The organism is Chondrinema litorale (assembly GCF_026250525.1).
GTDB lineage: Bacteria > Bacteroidota > Bacteroidia > Cytophagales > Flammeovirgaceae > Chondrinema > Chondrinema litorale.
Map to the genome: position 1 here is coordinate 188531 of NZ_CP111045.1, position 19589 is coordinate 208119.

Annotated in this window: 16 protein-coding genes and 2 pseudogenes; 8 read left to right on the plus strand and 10 right to left on the minus strand. The window is 35.8% G+C overall.

Annotated elements, in window-relative coordinates:
- Positions 1 to 199: 199 nt before the first annotated feature.
- The gene (locus OQ292_RS23655) at positions 200 to 1354 is read left to right on the plus strand and encodes an NHL repeat-containing protein (RefSeq protein WP_284686857.1); all 1155 of its coding nucleotides are present in this window, start codon (positions 200 to 202) and stop codon (positions 1352 to 1354) included.
- A gap of 51 nt (positions 1355 to 1405) precedes the next feature.
- Here OQ292_RS23655 and OQ292_RS23660 read toward each other — a convergent pair whose 3' ends face one another.
- The 5 genes from OQ292_RS23660 to OQ292_RS23680 all read right to left on the minus strand — a co-directional run bounded on the left by OQ292_RS23660 (position 1406) and on the right by OQ292_RS23680 (position 3795).
- On the minus strand, positions 1406 to 1567 hold the full coding sequence (locus OQ292_RS23660) for a hypothetical protein (RefSeq protein WP_284683235.1): 162 nt from the start codon (positions 1565 to 1567) through the stop codon (positions 1406 to 1408).
- A gap of 44 nt (positions 1568 to 1611) precedes the next feature.
- A complete protein-coding gene (locus OQ292_RS23665; RefSeq protein ID WP_284683236.1) occupies positions 1612 to 2280 on the minus strand; it encodes an IS3 family transposase in 669 nt (222 codons plus the stop codon).
- A gap of 17 nt (positions 2281 to 2297) precedes the next feature.
- On the minus strand, positions 2298 to 2732 hold the full coding sequence (locus OQ292_RS23670) for a transposase (RefSeq protein ID WP_284683237.1): 435 nt from the start codon (positions 2730 to 2732) through the stop codon (positions 2298 to 2300).
- Between the two features lie 89 nt (positions 2733 to 2821).
- Positions 2822 to 3316, minus strand: coding sequence for a hypothetical protein (locus tag OQ292_RS23675; protein ID WP_284686858.1), 495 nt, complete (start codon positions 3314 to 3316; stop codon positions 2822 to 2824).
- Between the two features lie 107 nt (positions 3317 to 3423).
- Entirely contained in the window at positions 3424 to 3795 is a 372-nt protein-coding gene (locus OQ292_RS23680) for a hypothetical protein (protein ID WP_284686859.1), read from the minus strand.
- Positions 3796 to 4261: 466 nt separating this feature from the next.
- Here OQ292_RS23680 and OQ292_RS23685 point away from each other — a divergent pair, with 466 nt between their 5' ends.
- A complete protein-coding gene (locus OQ292_RS23685; protein ID WP_284686860.1) occupies positions 4262 to 4912 on the plus strand; it encodes a hypothetical protein in 651 nt (216 codons plus the stop codon).
- A gap of 18 nt (positions 4913 to 4930) precedes the next feature.
- Here OQ292_RS23685 and OQ292_RS23690 read toward each other — a convergent pair whose 3' ends face one another.
- Entirely contained in the window at positions 4931 to 5347 is a 417-nt protein-coding gene (locus tag OQ292_RS23690) for a hypothetical protein (protein WP_284686861.1), read from the minus strand.
- A gap of 75 nt (positions 5348 to 5422) precedes the next feature.
- Between OQ292_RS23690 and OQ292_RS23695 the strand changes: the two are divergent.
- From OQ292_RS23695 to OQ292_RS23710, 4 genes and pseudogenes are all read left to right on the plus strand, one after another.
- Positions 5423 to 6595, plus strand: a pseudogene (locus OQ292_RS23695) (glutaminase domain-containing protein); the annotation flags it as partial.
- A 94-nt stretch (positions 6596 to 6689) separates the two neighbouring features.
- On the plus strand, positions 6690 to 8318 hold the full coding sequence (locus tag OQ292_RS23700) for a sulfatase family protein (RefSeq protein WP_284686862.1): 1629 nt from the start codon (positions 6690 to 6692) through the stop codon (positions 8316 to 8318).
- A gap of 177 nt (positions 8319 to 8495) precedes the next feature.
- Entirely contained in the window at positions 8496 to 9026 is a 531-nt protein-coding gene (locus tag OQ292_RS23705) for a GrpB family protein (RefSeq protein ID WP_284686863.1), read from the plus strand.
- Between the two features lie 142 nt (positions 9027 to 9168).
- Positions 9169 to 9939 carry a cupin domain-containing protein gene (locus OQ292_RS23710; RefSeq protein ID WP_284686864.1) on the plus strand — a complete coding sequence of 257 codons (771 nt, stop codon included), beginning with the start codon at positions 9169 to 9171 and terminating at the stop codon, positions 9937 to 9939.
- 17 nt (positions 9940 to 9956) lie between these two features.
- Here the strand turns inward: OQ292_RS23710 and OQ292_RS23715 are convergent, their stop codons facing one another.
- Entirely contained in the window at positions 9957 to 10775 is an 819-nt protein-coding gene (locus OQ292_RS23715; RefSeq protein WP_284683176.1) for an IS982 family transposase, read from the minus strand.
- 289 nt (positions 10776 to 11064) lie between these two features.
- On the opposite strand from OQ292_RS23715, the gene OQ292_RS23720 reads away from it, so the two are divergent.
- Complete coding sequence (locus OQ292_RS23720; protein ID WP_284686865.1) at positions 11065 to 12735, plus strand: serine hydrolase domain-containing protein; 1671 nt, start codon at positions 11065 to 11067, stop codon at positions 12733 to 12735.
- A 171-nt stretch (positions 12736 to 12906) separates the two neighbouring features.
- Here OQ292_RS23720 and OQ292_RS23725 read toward each other — a convergent pair whose 3' ends face one another.
- Both OQ292_RS23725 and OQ292_RS23730 read right to left on the minus strand, forming a co-directional pair.
- Positions 12907 to 14712, minus strand: a complete 1806-nt coding sequence (locus OQ292_RS23725) for a hypothetical protein (protein ID WP_284686866.1) — start codon at positions 14710 to 14712, stop codon at positions 12907 to 12909.
- Between the two features lie 21 nt (positions 14713 to 14733).
- The gene (locus OQ292_RS23730) at positions 14734 to 17541 is read right to left on the minus strand and encodes a DEAD/DEAH box helicase (protein ID WP_284686867.1); all 2808 of its coding nucleotides are present in this window, start codon (positions 17539 to 17541) and stop codon (positions 14734 to 14736) included.
- 359 nt (positions 17542 to 17900) lie between these two features.
- Between OQ292_RS23730 and OQ292_RS23735 the strand changes: the two genes are divergently transcribed.
- Positions 17901 to 19235, plus strand: a complete 1335-nt coding sequence (locus OQ292_RS23735; RefSeq protein ID WP_284686868.1) for an IS110 family RNA-guided transposase — start codon at positions 17901 to 17903, stop codon at positions 19233 to 19235.
- Positions 19236 to 19308: 73 nt separating this feature from the next.
- Here the strand turns inward: OQ292_RS23735 and OQ292_RS41155 are convergent.
- Positions 19309 to 19494: pseudogene (locus OQ292_RS41155) on the minus strand (integrase core domain-containing protein); the annotation flags it as partial.
- Positions 19495 to 19589 lie beyond the last annotated feature (95 nt).

The window sequence follows — 19589 nt, forward strand, 5'->3', positions numbered from 1 at the left end:
ACATTATTGATAACAAAGATTACATCAAGCCTGTTTTTGTAAAAAAATAAACCAATTAATAATTATGTATTTGAACTGGTTGCATATATTTAGATGTTTCAATTTACCTTTCCGAATAAACTTTGATACTCACTTATTTAATTAATCACATATAGTGAGTGAATTACCACCAATTTTCATTCAATTTAGTCCTAAAAACATGAAAACACTTTTTAAGTTAGTTTTAGCTAGTGTCTCTATCATTACTATTTTTTCGTCTTGCTCTAATATTAATACAGAAGCAATAGAAACAGAAAACTCATTCGATTCACTTAAATCTACAAATTTTAAAGTAGATGCTTTTTGGCCAAAACAATTACCCAATAGCTGGATTTTGGGAGAAGTTCCTGGTCTTTCTATTGATAAACACGATCATATCTGGATTTTACAGCGTCCCAATTCTTTAGATGGGAGGGAGCTTGGGGCTTCAAGTGGAGAAAAAGATTGTTGTGCTCCCGCACCCTCTGTAATAGAATTTGATACTGAGGGAAATTTAGTAAACGCTTGGAATATATTTGAATCAGAGGGAAGTGCTGATCCCGATCAACTTTGGGCTGGAAAAGAACATGGAATTTATATAGATGCAGATGATTTCGTATGGATTGCAGATGCCAAAGGTCACACTGTTTTAAAGCTAACAAAGGAAGGGAAACAACTTTTGCAAATTGGTAAATCTGGCCAAACCAATGGAAGTAACGATACCTTACTGCTTGGAGGTCCGGCAGATGTTGCTGTTGATATAGAAGCTAATGAAGTTTTTGTGGCTGATGGTTATGTTAATAGAAGAGTGATTGTTTTTGATTCTGAAACAGGGGCTTATAAAAGACATTGGGGTGCTTACGGAGAAGCTCCACACGATAATGAATTGCCTTTAAGATCTGCCGGTGATGAACCTATTCACTCTTTTAGGACTGCTGTGCACGCTGTTACTATTTCGAATGAGGGGAATGTTTATGTAGCAGATAGAAGCAACAATAGAATTCAGGTTTTCAAAAAAGATGGAACATTTGTTAGAGAAACATTTATAGCTAATGATGGTGGAAGTGGTTCGATTTGGGATATAGAATTTTCAAGAGACCCAGCACAAAGCTATGTGTATGTTCCAGATGGTGCCAATATGAAAGTTTGGGTGTTAGATCATAAAACATTGGAGGTAATAAATTCTTTTGGTTTTGGTGGTAGAAACTCTGGTCAATTTGGTTGGGTACATAGCTTAGTTGTCGATTCGAAAGGAACGATATATACCTCAGAAGTAAATCCTGGAAAACGTGTACAAAAGTTTTTACCAGTATCAGAAGATGAGTTGAGCAATTAAAATCTTTAATATGACTAGTCCTAAAAAATCGATACAGATTTTAAGATAAAATTAAGTAGCATCGGGAATAGACTCGGTGCTATTTTTCTTTCTATAGTTCTTAATCTTGACTTTGTTTTGTTGATGCATAAAAACTGGAGTGTTCATCCAACAGCTCCAATGTGGCCGATCATGTTTGTAAATATAAATACTCTGTTCTATAAGTTTGTCCATTAGCTCTATATCTGACGTAGTAATTCCTAAGATAAATTCGTGTTTTAAAATGCCATTCCATGGGGGCCATTTACTCTTTCGGCTATTGCATTTTGATATGGATCATAACTTTCTGTCATGCTGCAAGCAATTTCAGTACTATGAAGTAGCTGCTGATAGGTATCACAACAGTACTGTACTCCTTGCAGGCGCCCTTTGTCTGAATGATGAATCAACTCCCTTTTAGGATATTGTCGGTTGGTAATTGCCATTTGAAGAGCTTCTACAGCTCCTGATGCATCTAGGCTATTTGATACATTATATCCCATAATCTGCTTAGAGTAGGCATCAGTTACTAATGATAAATACATCGGGTTTTCCCTTGTGCCAATGTAAGTAATGTCGGATACCCAGACTTGCTCAGGCTTATCGATATAAAAATTTTCGATAAGGTTTTTATGCTTTCTAAATCGATGGTGAGAGTCTGTGGTGACATGGTATTGCTTCATCGGGACTATTTGTAAATGGTTAGCTTTCATAATGGAGAATAACCTATCTCGACCAACACCTAACTCTCTGAGCTGTTCATAGAGCAAATGATATAACTTTCGTGTGCCAATTCGTGGCATTTTCAAGCGTACCTCTTGTACCATAGCAATTACTTGTGTGGCTATTTCTTGTTTTAACCTCCTCCTTTTGATAGAGCGGTAGTAAACCTGCCTACTGATCCCCAACAGTTCACAAGCCCGTATCACACTCCCTTTTTGTTCAACCTTGAATCGATCAACTGTTGAGGTAAAGACTTTTTTCTGATGGGTATTTTCAGCTCAGCTTCAGCAATATCTATCATCATATCAAACAGGATCACTTTCTTGTCTGAATCTTCAAGTCGCTTCTCTAGAGATGCTTTTTGTTGTTCTAGTAAACGGACTTTGTCTTCTAGCTCCAAAAGCTTTTGATCTGGGGATTTTTCCATTTTCAAATGTGATTTATTCTCCCAATCTAAGTTACCAAATTTTAGCAGCCAAGTTTTTACCGTAGCATTTCCTTGAATACCATATTTTCGTTGAGCCGCTTTTATTCCCAAAAAGCCGCTCTCTATTTCTTGAACAACCTGCAATTTAAAAGCATAACTGTAATCGCGTTGTGTGCGCTTAACATACTGGGGTTCATTGTCTTTCTTCATAGTGTTACTTTTTGTGTAACGCTTATTCAGGACGGGACAATAAATTTCGAAAAAAAAGCCTATGAAAATTCCATAGGCTTTTTATTAACTTACTTTTTTACCAATCTGTCGTTTAATATTTTCGACCATTTTTCAACACCTTGTAGCTCTTCGTAAAGTTGTAAGCTTACATCAGCATTAAAAAATTCTAGTTTAATATCTTGCTTCTCTCGGGTTTTAGGAATAAAATCCAATTCAAGTTTGTCAATCACTTTTTGCATTCCGCTATTACTCTTAAAAGTTCTGTTGGTGTTAATTACTTTACATGATTGAAAATCAGCAAGATTGATATATTGCTCATCTACTTTATCTTTTGCTTCTCTGTAAAAAAATACGGTATTTTTTAATTCATCTAAACCAATTGCGAAGTTCCCAAAAGTTTCCTTTTGGTTTATTTGGCAATGATGTTCGTTCGCAATTTTAGTAAGCGAATTTAATAATTGCTTTGCTCTATTTTTTCTGCTTTTGGCAATTAAAATAAATGGTAGAATACATAAAAAAGTACCAAATATGCCTATAATGGCAGTTCCTAAATCCATTTCCATGGTTATAATATTTAAAATTTTAGAATAAAATGATAAAGGCTAAGCATGCTACATAGCCGATTGAATCGATAAGATTCGTTTTTAAAGCATGAAAAAGTGGAAATGGATTACCAGAAGTAATGGAATGGAAATATGATATCGGTTTTCCTATAATTTATAAGAAAACCAAGTGAGAATTTCTCGTATTGAATAAATTCTGCTTCAAATAAATGCGCTACAGAGTTGGCAATGAGCCATAACTCGTCAAATGTTTTTTTGAAAGTCGGCGTGCTAAACTCGAAGAAAGTATCTACAGAGTTCTCTACTTGTGATGTATGGTAAGCAAGTTTTGAAGATACCGATGCAGCATATTTTGCGTGTTCGCCTTTATTATTTTCATTGAAGTCAGAATTTACTGGCGAATAAGCAACAGCACCAACTGCAAAGCAGTAGATCGTTGTTAAAGTTATCGCACTAAAAATTCTAAACTTTTCTTTCATTGCGCTAAAATAGCTTTAAAATCACCAATTTAAATAGGCATATCCTAAAAATATTTTTAGTGATGAAGAGCTAACAATAAATGAATTAAAGTTGTTCGCATTTTTAATAAAATTTATGTATCGTCCTGGAATCCAGCGATTAGCTTAGCCAAGCTTATTGATTAAGTAAAACAACTTGTACCTTTCTGGTAGTTAGCTTTTGGAAGAAGCCCTAAGGCTGAATGGTACGATAGAGTCCATCCTGAAATCTGACTGGTAGGTATATAGTCCTCAAGGGCGATTGTTGATTTAATTGGTTGCGCTATAAGCGACCCCGTCTATGCGACCCAGTCAATGCCGTCAACTTAAGCATAAAAAAGATTGTTATAATTAAGTAATCGGTTTAAAAGATGGAAACATATGCTACTTTTTTTTTGAGCTACTTAAATCTGAACTTTTTAGTGTTGACTTTCAAAAGCAACATAGTATGAAGTCACAAGATTTTATTCGGAAACGACTATTGGGATTCTCACAGATAGCTGCTATTTTAATCAATCGGGTTGTAAAGAACCTCAGTATTGAAGTGAGTAATTTCTTTAACGCTATTGGTAGTTATTCGGTTTGCAGTAAACAAGCTTTCAGTAAAGCCCGCAAAAAGTTGAAGTATACTGCCTTTATAGCCCTGAATGGTAAGTATGTACAGGGATTTTATCAAACATCTTTGGTCAGCCTCTATCAAAACACTTATTATGTTTTTGCTGTGGATGGAAGTCTATGCCAACTTCCAACCTCACCGGCTATAGTAAAACATTTTGGCCTTTGGAAGAATCATACTGATACAGGTATGCCCATGGGTAGGTCTTGTGTAGTATATGATGTACTCAATCATGTAGTAATTCAAGGAGCATTAGCGAGTAATTCAGAAAGTGAGCAAGACTTATTTCGGGTCATTTATCACCAAATTTCTGAGTACCTGCCTCAGCTCAGTCCCAAAGTTATTTGGCTTATGGATAGAGCTTATCCATCTTATGACCTATGTAAAACCATAGATATAAACCTAAAGGTGGCAGCGGCCCGATATCGTGATAAACGTATCTTCCATGGCGTCATTCTCTCCTCATCTTTTCCTATAATTTAATCTCTTTTGCCGAGAGATTCAAACATACGTCCATGGTGGCCAATGCTTTTTGAACTCTTCCTCAGTTGCATATGCTCTTTTTGGCATATATCCTCCTAGCTCTAAGACAGCTTGAAGTACTTGCAAACTAAGCGACTGCGATTGATAGGCATTAGAAGGGGCTAGTCCAAAACTTAAAGCTAATAGATCATAAGTCAGACCGCCGGGTGCCGGAGCACTTTTTATGCTATATAAACCAAAAAAGAACAGGTCTTTATAAGTAGCAAATACACTTTCAGATGGGAAGCCACTTTGTCTTTCATCTATGGTCTCATCAAAGAGTTCAACATATGCTTGTTCAAAGAGAGTAGCCAACTTATTGAATTGCTCTTCACTTAACCCTGTACTCGCTTTCCATTGTCTTTCTGTTCTTATTTCTTTGTAGGATATTGCCATTTTTCTTTTTTATCCCAAAAATAATAATATTGATTATCAATTACTTACACCAGAACAAGTCTAATATTTTGGTGAGGTGAGAACTTAAAAGCCTGGTGGGCCCAGGGTGGTACTACCATAACTGAAGTGCTTGGCACTGCATCCGATGAACACGATTCATTGCTGGAGTTGTGCTCAAAATTCGATAACCAACTTTGGAATGAGGCTACAACCGTTGGTGGTAAAAAATATGCATCCCTTTGTGCATTGGCTTATCGTCAATCAATTGCAGCCCACAAGCTTACAAAAGATAAGGAAGGAAATCTTCTGTTTTTGTCGAAAGAGAACTGTAGCAATGGCTCTATAGGTACTGTTGATGTGACCTATCCTTCCGCACCACTTTATCTAAAGTATAATACGGATCTTGTGAAGGGGATGATGAATCCGATTTTTTATTACTCAGAAAGTGGAAAATGGCCTAAGCCGTTTGCAGCACATGATGTGGGAACCTATCCACAGGCAAATGGGCAAACTTATCGTAGAGATATGCCAGTTGAAGAATGTGGTAATATGCTCATTTTGTCAGCTGCAATAGCCCAACAGGATGGAAATGCTGATTATGCTGAGAAGCATTGGGATGTCCTGACTACATGGGCAAACTATCTGATGGATCATGGACTGGATCCTGAGAACCAACTTTGCACGGATGACTTTGCCGGCCACTCCGCACATAATGCAAACTTATCCATAAAAGCAATTATTGGAATTGCCAGCTATGGTAAACTAGCCAGGCAAATAGGTAAAGAAGAAATAGCCAATAAGTATTTAACAGAAGCCGAGAAAATGGCTAAGGAATGGGAGCAAATGGCTAAAGATGGCAATCACTTCCGTCTGACATTTGATAAGGAAGGAACATGGAGTCAAAAATACAATCTGGTTTGGGATAAGCTTCTGGGCCTAAACATCTTCTCTCCACAAATTGCAGCGAAAGAAATACCATACTATCTCACCTTACAAAATGAATACGGCCTTCCTCTGGATAGTAGGAAAGAAATAACCAAGTCTGACTGGATCATTTGGACAGCTACTTTAGCGGAGGATAAAGAGACTTTTGAAAAGTTCATTGATCCCATTTATTCTTTTGCCGAGAATACCCCTAACCGGGTTCCAATGACGGACTATTATAACACAGTTAATGCGAAGCGGATTAATTTTCAGGCACGCTCAGTGGTTGGAGGGTATTTCATCAAGATGCTGGAATCGAATTAGTATCACATGATGCCAAAATACGCCTGTATATAGGTTATTGGAATGTCGATAAAACGATTTTAATGATTGATCAAATGTTTGAAAATGGAATTTAATGATGATGAAGAAAGCGATATTCTATTTGAAACTTGGTTTTTTGAGTTTACTATATGCCTGCAGTACGAAACAAGCAGATGAAAGAGTCAATATCCTTTTTGCGATCAGTGATGACCAATCATTTTATCATACCAGTTATGCTGGCTGCACTTTTGTAAACACACCAGCATTTGACAAAATAGCAAGAGAAGGAGTTTATTTTACTAATTGTTATGCAGGATCTCCCGGATGTGCACCATCCAGAAGTACCATTGTGACCGGAAGATTTCACTGGCAAAATGAGCAAGCAGGACAACATGCCTCATCATGGCCTAAAAAGTATGTTCCATTCGTTGATTTGCTGAATGGCAATGGTTATTACACTGGGAGAACTGGGAAAGGAGTGGCTCCATTTCGGTATGCCCGTTCTGAGGAAGATTCTTTATGGAGAAAAGAAGATGCTGCTGGTGTGGAAAGAAGTCATACGCTTTATGAGGAAGGTTCTGATACAGACGAGCGTACAACCACAGGGATAGATAAAATTAACTACTTCGACAATTTCGAATATTTTATGGAGCATCGAGAGAAAGATAAACCCTTCTTTTTCTGGTATGGCTCAACTGAACCCCATCGTGACTATGAAAAGGATTCTTGGAAAAGAAATGGCAAGAGTCTTAAAGATGTTGAAGTTCCTGAGTTCTTACCCGACAATGAAGTCATTAGACGAGATTTACTTGATTATGCTGTGGAGATCGAATGGTTTGACTCACAATTGAAGCGAATGCTTGATTATTTGGAGAAAATTGGAGAATTGGATAATACGATCGTAATCGTAACTTCAGATAATGGTATGCCATTTCCCAGAGCCAAAGCCAATAGTTTTGAATATGGAGTCCATGTGCCACTGTCCATTCGTTATCCAAAAAAATTTCCGGGAGGAAGAACAGTGGATGGTCCTGTCAGTTTTGTTGATTTAGCTCCAACTATTCTTGAGATGACAAATACTTCGCAGGAAGGTATGCTTCCTATCACGGGTAAGAGTATGAAAGCAATTCTTGAATCCAATAAGGAGAGAGATGAACTGAAGACCGATCAATATGTTTTTGCAGGAAGGGAACGCCATTCATCTTCTCGCTATTTAAATTGGGGATACCCACAGCGGGTGATTCGTAGTAAGGAATTTCTATTGATTTGGAACCTGAAGCCAGAACGTTGGCCTGCCGGTGCTCCACAGCGGATTAATCCAGAAAATGAGAATGATTTGCTGCCTATGTATGGCATTGACGAAAATGGGGTACATCATTCAGATTGGGCATATACTGATATTGATCCTAGTCCCAGTAAATCATTTATCGTGGAGCATCACGATGATGAAGCAGTCCGCCCATACTTTGAATGGGCAGTAGGTAAACGTCCTGAATTCGAATTATATCAGGTTTCAAAAGATCCTTTTTGCTTAAAAAATCTGGTTGGAAAAGACGACTATCAACACATTGAGACAGAGATGAAGGAGGTTCTGATTCAAAAATTATTGTCTACTAAGGATCCAAGAGTAGCGGGTGATAACCCTGATTTGTTTGATAGTTATAAAAGGTATTCACACATGCGAAGCTTTCCAAACTCCTTAATCTCTATAAAGTCAATATGAGTTTAGTAAGGATTTGGACAAAAATAACCCTTATGGTTGTTTTAAAAACAACTTTCACATCGATAAGTGTCTCATTGAGTTTATCTCACAATAAAATAAATCATTGAAATCGCTGCCTTATTTTGGGTAATCAATCTATAAGTCACTATATTGTTAGACATAATAAATAGACACAAAATGATATTAGGAGTTAGAAGAGGCACGGTTAAGATTGTTCCTTACCAAGAAAAATGGAAGGATACTTTCTTACTTGAGAAGAAGCTTCTTCAAGCCATCTTAGGTTCAATCGCATTGTCTATTGAACATATTGGTAGTACTGCTATTGAAGGTTTACAAGCCAAACCCATTATTGATATTGCTGTTAAGATAGATGATATTAAAACTATTCAATCTTTAGTTGCTAAACTTACTGTTATCGGCTATCAAGAACGGGTTAATAGGTTAGAAGGTCCCCAACGTGTATTTGCCAAGCAGGATGAGGAGCATATTGTAACGCATCATCTACACTTCATTCAAGGGAATTATCCAGAATGGAACCGCAAATTGTTATTTAGAGATTATCTAAGGACTAATGAAACAATAAAACGGGAGTATGAAACAATGAAGTTGCATTTAATGGAATTGTACAGTGATCAGAGGGGAAACTATACAAGCATGAAAAAAGAGTTTATAGATTCAGTGGTGGAAAAAGCAGAAAAGGAAAGATAATTTTAATTGGTGATTAGTAGTATTCCTCACAGTGTGACCAATCTAAAATTCTTTTGTGTGAGATTATCTAAAGTTTAGTAAATTCAGCAAATGCTTATGAAATAATCTAATTGCTATTTAGCAGCTTCTAACAAAATGAAATATGAAAATTGTATTAACTATTATCTTATCCTTGATGACTCAATCAATAATGGCACAACTAGAACCAGTAAAATCTGGAGTATATAAATGGGCTGATCATGCTGTAAAAGCTGGCGAATTAAGAGAATCGAGAAGTATACTCGAAGGCGTATCCCCTCATTTAGAATATTTAGAAATACATGCTACAACGCAATTTCCAGGAGCTGAAGCAAGCACTGCTCATGCCAATAATGATATTGAGGAATGTATCATTGTTAAAGAAGGATTAATGAAAGTCACCCTTGAGGGTAAGGAACATATTCTTGGTGCTGGTGGTATTTTTTTATTGATGCCACGCCAAATACATTCACTTCAAAATGTTGGTGACAGTAATCTAACATATTATGTGATGAGGTATAAATCGAAAAAGAAAATGGATATAGAAAGAGGAATTGCTTCAGGCGGATCTCTAGTATTAAATGCAGATTCTCTCACTTTTAAACCAAGTTCTAAAGGTGGTGGGCGAGCCTATTTTGATCGATCAACAGCCATGTGTGAACGATTTGAAATGCATGTTACACAGCTAAATAGAAAAGGGCCTAGTCATGAGCCTCATACTCATGTTGAAACCGAAATTATATTAATACTTTCGGGAGAAACAGAGATGACTATTGATGGCAAAGAGTACAAAGGGACAGCCGGAGATTTTTATTTAATGAATTCTCAATCGCTACATGGAATTAGAAATGCTAAGGAGGAACCATGTTCTTACTTTGCATTTAAATGGAATTAGTTAACCCAAGTTGCGGCTTACAAAGATTTATGAATAGTGAAGGCAAAAATGAAGAGCACGATCTTAAGGATGAACCCTTGGGCAGTGACGGCATGGATTTTCAAAGGGAACCATGCCAAGATCTCAGAGAAAGTGGTCTCGATCCTTTTTCGCATCATGTCCTTCAAGTATGCCATGGCCGGATGGTCTGGCCTTTTGGAATTTGACTTTCGGACCGCGAGTAGGTGGATGTGCTCAAGTTCTTTGTAATAATCTTCTGTCTCATAGTCTGTATAGGCACTATCGGCGAACAGCTCACTGTCAGGGGGCAAATCGATATCCATACTCTTGAACGCGGTTATGTCATGGTAAGAGCCCGCACAGATGAAGTATTCGACCGGGATGCCGTCCGAAGTGGCGATGACCTGGACCTTAAAGCCATAGAAGTACTCCCTTTTGGACATGTTCTTCCCTCTATAGGCCTTGTCGCCGAGCAGTCTGCAGTTGTTTATCCGGATGTTTTTGCAAACGGCGACCGGGAAAGAATCGATGAGGTACCGGCTATCGGTGTTCAGTTCTTTTATGGCCTGGCCGAGGGCAAAAAACAAGCTTGAGATTGTTGGCGCGAGCCGATGCAGATGGCGGTTGAAATTGGATTTGTCGGGAAAATCAAACTGGTGGCCCTCTCTTAGATAAGCCCGTGCCCTTACATAGTTGCAACCGAAAAACCTGGCGGCCACAATGGCAGTGGTGATGATCTGGGCATCTGTCAGCTTGCGCATATGTCCCTCTTTTGGGCGCCCGATTTTTAGATAATCGTCAAGAAAACAGTAAATTGCGATGGTGAAGTCTTCCATTGTAAATTAGGTTTGGCGACTAAAATTTACAATTAATTGGTTGACTTCACTTTATTTTCATTATATATCGCAACTTGAATTAGTTAAGTGATGTATGGAGGAAGTTTTTAATGCTTTAACATTTGCTATCTAAAAAACTATTTGGATAGTATAAACTCAAATTAACAATTCAATATTTGATATATGCAAATAGTAACCCCATATTGGTGAGACAATCAAAATAAATAGTTTTGAAACTAATAATTTAGTTGTAACTTAGTTTTAATATTTCATTTTTTATAAACAGAATATGAGGTTATTAAAATCTAAGCTTAGTTTATTATTATTAGGTATGTTACACTTGTATATCTGTACACGTTCTTTTGCTCAACAGACACCTGAAGCTATATTAAAAAAGGCAGATTCATTACTTAATAATTTTAACTATGATGCACCAGGTACAGCTGTTTTTGCTGTAAAAGATGGAGAAGTAATTATCAATAAAGCATATGGTTTAGCAAATCTAGAACACAAAGTTCCAATTACTCCAAATACTGCTTTCGATTTAGCTTCTGTCTCGAAGTGGTTTACAGCTTTTGTTGTTTCCCTGCTCATAGAAAAGGGAGACATTAAACCGGAAGATGATATTAGAAAATATATACCTAAACTTCCAGATTATGGCGATACAGTCACTATATCTCATTTACTCCATCATACCAGTGGCTTAAAAAACTTTATTACATTGTTGCCCATTGCTGGTTGGTCATTTGATGATAGAATTACTTTTGATCAGGTTTTAAATCTGGTATATACTCAGAAAGAACTAGAGTTTAAACCCGGTTCTCAATATAAATATTCGAATACTGGTTACCTTGTTCTGGCAGAATTGGTTCAGAAGGTAACTGGTGTATCTTTTCGAGAGTGGACGATTAAAAATATTTTTGAGCCACTAGAAATGGAAAATACACAGTTCGTTGATAATTATTCAGTAATTATTCCCAACCGTGCAAGCAGCTATTATGACAATTCATCTGGTATGGAATTTCAGGTTTCTCCCAACAATTATGCAGTTCCCGGACCGAGTTCGCTATATTCCACCGCTAATGATCTGATCAAATGGTTGAAGTTTATAGATCATCATCCCGATACTTTAAATACTGTGTTCGAAAGAATTTTTACACCTGGAAAATTGAATGATGGAACTGAAATTTCACATGGTTATAGTGTGTTGATCAGAAATTTTCGTAATACTAAGCGGATTAGTCATCAAGGATATTGGTTTTCGTTTACCAGCCTGCTGGTTTATTTGCCTGAGTATCATTTATCTATTGGAGTGCTAAATAACTATGCTATAGGTAACTATAAGGTAGCCCATGAAATAGCTTCCTATTATATTCCTGCCATTCAAAAAAAAAATCCAATTGCTCAAGAAGATACTGTGGAGGCGGTTTTGCCAGAAGCTCTGGAAGATTATGTAGGAACTTATAAAATTAATTCTGCCAATTATGTGGCAATTATGCAAAAAGGAAATGAACTATGGATGCAGCAAACCAGTGATTATCCACTATTAATGACAGCTATAGGAAATGATAAATTTATTGTAAAAGATAATAGAGATCAACTAATGACTTTTCATAGAAACGAGTTGAATCAGGTAACGCACATTACTGTGAATGGAAAGGAGTGTCCCTTGATGGAGAAAAATCATTATGACCCAGATAATTTGCAAGAGTATACAGGAGATTATCGAGGAGAAGATATAAAAACCATTTACTCTATAGTTTATGAAGATGATACATTAAAACTAGGTCATATTCGAATGGGGAAATTAAGTTTACAAAATATCTGGGATGATGATTTCCAAATTTTAGGAGGAAACAGATGGTTTGCAAGCACTTTAGAATTCATTCGGGATGATTGTGGAGAAATCACAGGATTCAATCTATCTGAACACAGTTTTTTAAAAGTGAATAAGGATTGAGACTAGTTTTGGTTGATATATACTGTAAGTCTGAGGGCTGTAATTCCTTTATTTATACAATGGTTGCACCTGTAGTGTCAGTTCTATTTTTTTGTTTTTGGTCAATCCAAATTTAATGGTTATTGGCACTATCTTTTACTTTTGTATAGTAGTATGCTATTCCAAAAAAGCTTATTCCATTATATATCCATAGCTTTTTAGCTTGCTTTTAAACTTCGAAAAGTCTTTCTTTTGTATGATAAGATGAAACCCTTCGGCTTTAATTACCATCTTTTTTAAGGCATCATCTTGAGCGATAAGCTGAATTAACTCTTTATTATTTCTATCAATTTTTAAGACTCTAGGTTCTTCAATTTCTTCAAATGGCTTGCTTTTTTGGTCTATTTCTCTAAAAAACTCTTTCCAGATTGGTGGTAAATCTGTCGAAGTTACTTGCTTAAACAAATCGATTTTATTACTCACATCAAAAACATTTCTACAGTCTTTCATAAAAGATTGAAATGTAACTCTATACCTGCTAGCACTTATTCTATCAGCAAAAGTATCTATCATAAAATTTTCAGGAATTTCTCCTTTACACAAAATCATGAGGCTATCTTCAGAAAGTTTAATTTCATATTCTTCATCCACTTTAGGAGGAGTATAAAATGTCGTTTTTTCTGAAATAAATGCGCCTAAGTTGGTTAACCTGATGTATTTTATCCCATCGTAATTAGAATGATAAGTATAGCCAAATTCAGACGTATCAGGTTTGTTATAAGCAATATCAATGAGGCCAAAAGCAGCAAATAAAAATAGCGATCCCTTTATAATAGCTTTTGAAACTAGTGGTTTGTAGTTGGCACTATCGATATAAATTTTATCAGAATAATAATCGTATTTTACACTGTAGTATAAATTATTGATTGCGTTTTCTTTGCGCAAAGCCTCTAAATCGTAAAAATTATATTTTATGAAATCTTCGAGGTTATTCATGCTAACCCACCTATTTACAGGCAATTCTTTAAGCAGATTCAAAAAGTTATTACCCACTTTCTTTTCGTACCAATACACATTATGTGCTCCTTTTAATTCTGTAAGTAAGTGTAACGATTGATGAAAGTTGTCTAAATACTGATCGAAAATATTTTTTAAAGTGACATTAACTGCTTTATTTTTTGGAATAATACCAATAGATGTAAGTAAGCTAGCAATTAAATGAGAACGAATACGCCCTAAGGACTTATTTTCAGGGTAAAACTCAGTGATTTTTAAACTTTTTGCCAGTTTATTTACACTGCTAGCCATTAGTTTTCCTGAGTTGGATGTCTTCATTAAACCCTGATCTCGAAACATAATTAACCTTGGCAGTTCAGTGGTAATTAGCTTTTCTGCTTCAAAAATGTAATTTGCCTCTTTTGTGTCATCAACCGGAAAAAAATCTGCTTTTGCAGGTCGCGGATAATAACCTTTAATGGTTTGTCTCACTAAAGAAGGAAAATAAACTTTGGTATTGTAGTCACTTCCACTATCGCTCCATCTACCAGTATATTCGTGCGAGACAGTGAATACATAAAATTCATTTTTGAGTACATTATTTTTATCAACCCAATGGGTAGAGCGCTCAGCAAGTATATCTATTCCAAATTTTTCAATTATCTCAAACGAATGCAGTTCTGGTTCCCAAGTGAGTTCATCTAAAATTACTCTTACAGTTTTAGGTAACTTGTCTCTAAATGCTAAAAATATATCTTTACTATAAAAAACTGAAGCACAGACTAATACAGCATCAACTTTAGTAAGTTTTAATTTTGTAAAAAAAACATTTACAAGCTCAAGCACATCGGTCATATCTCTTTCGGCATTTAAATACAAAGCCTTATTGTGTTGCACAAAGTCTGCAGCAAGTGGTAAAAAGCCTTTATCCAACATCGCTTTGGTGTAACTGCGATCTATCTCTTCTCTTAAAATAAAAAATGTTTTTCCACTGAGTGCCATATAAGTTGTTAGCTTAAATATTTAGCCTAAAATATAATTGATGTCTTCTTCTGAAAGCGATTTAATAGAAGCAGTATCTGCTGAAACAATGTTTTCGAATAACTCTTTCTTTTTCTCTTGTAAGAGCAGGATTTTTTCTTCTATGGTTTCTTTAGTAATCAGTTTATATGTCAATACTTTGTTTTGCTGACCAATTCTGTGTGCTCTATCTATTGCTTGGTTTTCTGCTGCAACATTCCACCACGGATCAAAAATAAACACCGTATCTGCTGCAGTAAGGTTAAGGCCAGTTCCTCCGGTTTTTAGTGTCATTAGAAAAACTCGGCACTCTGAATCGTTTTGAAAACGTTGGATAATTTCTTGTCGATTTCTAGTTGAACCACTCATACTTACAAAATCAATATTGGCATTATCCAGTTTTTCACCAATGAGCTCTATGGCATTTAAAAAGTTAACAAAAACTAACATTTTATGCCCATTCTCAACTGCATCAATTATTTGTTCTATCAGTACTTCTAATTTCGGTGAGCTTATTTTTCCATCTGTTTTATTTTCTGGAATTGATGCAATTTGTCGCAATTCATTAAGTGCCTGAAATATAAAAAACTGAGAACTAGAAACACCTTTTTGCGCAATTTGACTTTTAATAGCAGTTACATAAAACTGCCTACGTTGCTCATAAAATGCTTTTTGCTTTGCAGACATTTCTACATAAAGCGTTTGCTCAATTTTGCTAGGTAACTCTTTGAGTACTTCACTTTTGAGCCTTCTTAAAATAAAAGGATAGATTTTTTTTCTCAACTCTTCAATCACACGTACATCACTATTCTTTTGAATTGGGTTCGCATAATTACGCGAAAAGTTTTCAAGCGTGCTAAACATAGAAGGAGTGAGAAAGCGGAAAAGAGAATATAATTCACCTAAATTATTTTCTACAGGGGTACCGCTTAACGCCAATCTATGATCGGATTTTAACATCATTACAGCTTTGGTAGTTTGTGTATTGATGTTTTTAATATTTTGCGATTCGTCTAAGATTACATAGTGAAATTCCTGTTCAGCAAAAGCCTCAATATTGCTTCTAAGCATTCCATAAGTGATAAAGATCAGGTTATGCACCATCGCTTCTTCTAAATCACAAGTATTGCCATAATAAGTATAATGAGAAATTTGCGGACAAAACTTATCCACTTCTGCAGCCCAATTAAACAGCAAACTTTTAGGCATTACTATAAGCGTTGGTTTTGCTTTTTCTGGATAAATGGTAGCCAGCAAAGTAAGTGTTTGCAAAGTTTTACCCAAGCCCATATCATCTGCTAAACAGCCGCCTAAGTTGTTTTTTTCGAGGTATTTTAACCATTTAACTCCTTGCTCTTGGTAAGGTCTTAATTTAGCATTCACCCTGCTTTTTACCTTTGGCGATTTCTTTAGTTTATTAAAACCTTCAAAAACTGCCCTCGATTTTTTAAAGGTAGTTTTTGCTGCATTTTCATCTATAAGTTCTTCTACAATTGGCAAATCGAAGAAAGAAACTTGTACCTTTTTTTGTTTCTTTTTGAATAAGCGCTGTAGCTTGTGAATGTAATTTTCGTTGATAATGGCATGCATACCATTGCTCAAGCTGATGTATCGGTTTTTGTTATACTGATTTAAAACATCGAATAAATTGAGTTTCTCACCTCCAAAATCTAAGGTTACATCTCCTTCTAGAAAATCTACTCCATGAGATAATTTTAAATCTAGCTTAGGTTGACCTGTGCTTATCTTATAGGATTTAAGTTTCTCAGCTCCAAACAGTTTAAAACTAAGCAGTAACTCAGGCAATTCTTGATAAATAAAACCACTTGCCACTTCTTTAGGTACTATAAAGAGGTTTCCCTCTTGTACAAAATCAGCTAATTTTTTTGAACCTTTTCTAGGAATATGTTTTGTTAAACTCTTTTTAATGATGTTGAGTAAGTCTTCGACCGGTTCTTGTTCGATGATTTTTACATTAATCACTTTTTCCATTTGATTAACTTCTGCATAATGGAAAAGCTCGAATTGTTCTAGAAACTCAAAATCGAAATCGGGAAGTGTTTGACCTACTCGCATAATTAGCGATTCGTCTTCATCAATTTTTTCGAAGATTAGAGCAGGTTCTGCAAAAATGCCATCTTCAGACCTTTTTATTTTATAGTCTTTGTAGGTTACTCTACAGTTCTCTACATATGAAAATAACAAAGAAAGGTACTTGCTTAAATCTGCCTCATGAAACTCTGATCTAAAATAATTGATTTGAGAAAAGTTATTTCCCATGGGTTTTACCTCAACAATTTTTCCATCTGCAAAAACAAAATCTTCGGTTAAAACCTCAAAAGTTTCTATAAGATTACTATTGAAAAACAAACTGACTCTTCCTTCGAATAGCATGGATTTATCCTTACTACCCGAGTCTTTTTTCTCTGAAATAATTACTCGTATCTCACCTGTTTCTTCTTGAAAGATTACGGGTGAGCCTGTTTCATCGATAATGTTATTACAATGTTTAAGTTGCCAAAGTAGATAGCTATGGTCCGAGAGATAAACATGTTTCGATTCTTTCTCCCAATCTATTACAAAACTGTTTTTTTCATTAATACTTTCGAGAGTTCTTAGCACATTTCTTATAGCTCCCGAAAAGCTTAAAAAGTTAACATCTACTGGATTTCCTTGTTGGTTTGTTATCTCTATGTATGCTCCATAATCGTCAAACTTAAGGCAAAAAAAGACTTGTCTCAGACTACTTTTACTGCTGAAATTTGCTTGTTTGTTTTTCTTAAAGTGCTGAAACACATTTTTTTTCTCCATAATTATCTTAGTTTTAGATTATTGAGATAATGTAAAGTTAAACACAGAAGTAGAAACAAAAAGTGAGAGGGAAAGAAAAATACATTTCTCCATCTTGACTAGTGCCAAAATCCAGCGATTAGAGGCTCTTTGATTATTGTCAACAACTTGTATCTTTCCTTTGTAAGCTTTTGGAAGAAACCCTAAGGTTTTAATGGTACTTTAAAGTCCCTGCCAAAATCTGGTTGGGAGATATATAGTCCTAAAGGACGATTGTTGATTTAATTGGTGGCGCTATAGGTGACCCCGAACAGAAAAATAAAAATCATCAAAGATATCTCCCCCAAAAGTATTTTTTAAATCTTTAAATTGTTTTTGTTATGGCAAAGATTTCATTGGATATAATCAATCCAAATGCCGCAGGAATTGATATCGGTTCTAAAAGCCATTTTGTGAGTATTGGACAGGATACAGGTGATGTCAGGGAATTTGGGGTATATACAAAAGATCATCAAGAAATGATAAAATGGTTAAGAGAAAATGGGGTGTCCACAATAGCCATGGAGAGTACAGGCACTTACTGGCAGACGTTGTTCAATGCCCTTCAATTTGAAGGTTTTGAGGTCTTACTTGTCAATGGTAGGGATATCAAAAATGTTAAGGGGAAAAAGACAGATGTCATCGATTGCATGTGGATACAGCAATTACATAGCCTTGGTCTTCTTAGTGGAAGTTTCCTACCCGATGAATGTACGCGTCAATTACAGACATACTATAATCATAGGCAAGGATTCATCAGACATAGGGCAAAATATACCCAAAAGATGCAAAAAGCTCTACGTTTAATGAATATACGTCTAGATATAGCAATAAGGGATATCACTGGAAAAACGGGGCTCGCCATAATCGAAGCTATCCTGCAAGGAGAACGAGACCCAATAGTACTCGCAAACCTATCAGATATCAGGGTCAAAAAAAGTAAATCTGAGATTGCCCTGTCATTGGAAGGAGAATGGAAAGATGACCTAATATTCGTTCTACAAGATTGTCTGGACATGTATAAAATTTATAAAGAAAAAGTTATAAAAGTAGATCAAATGATAGAACAGCTTCTAGAAAATACATTTGTCACTAAAACTGACACCGAGCTACCCCTTCCAAAGTTACGCAAAAGGAAAAAAGCACATAAAAATGTCCCTAGTTTTAATATTCGACCAATAGCATGGAAGATTTTCAATGTCGACCTGTATCAAATTGAAGGTATCAGCCATGGGACAGTACTGAGTCTTCTGAGTAAACTGGGAGAAGGGCTCCACAAATTCCCAAGCTCTAAGCATTTTGTCAGTTGGCTAAGATTAGCTCCAAATAACAAAGTAAGTGGTGGTAAAATTATAAGTAGCAGGTCACCGAAAGGAAGAAATCATTTGAGTTATTCCCTAAGACAGGCTGCCAATAGTATTGGTAATTCTAAAGATCATGTTTTGAAACCCTTTTTCAATCGGATTGCTTTCAGAAAAGGAAGAGGTGCAGCGATAACCGCCACAGCAAGAAAATTGGCCACTATTATCTATCATATGTTGACAGATAAAAAAGAATTCGCCCCGGCCTATCACAATCAGGAAGGATTTGAAAGGAGAATGAAGATTTTTTCTTTGAAGAAAAAGCTGTCTTCACTCAACCTGACTCAGGAAGAAAAGGCTAGCATCTTGGTGTAATGGGGGGATAGAGTTGTACAGAAAACCTTACAGATTTTCAGTGAAAAGAGTTAGTTAATCAAGCATAGTAAAATTATAATTTTCTAAGATTATTTACCTTGAAGTTTTCATAAACTTGGTTAGGAGTCTTATACTCTAGACTGCCATGTGGTCTAAATCTATTATACATTCCAATGGATTCATGTATCCTTTTATAAGCAATAGTATATGAATGGAATCCTCTAAGCAAAAACTCTTCTTTTAGGATGCCATTCATTCTTTCAGCTAATGCATGGGATGCCCCGCATTTTCGTAAGGATCTCCATTTTCAGTCGCCGGGACCCGGTCATACTAATTTTAATGTTATACCTATTC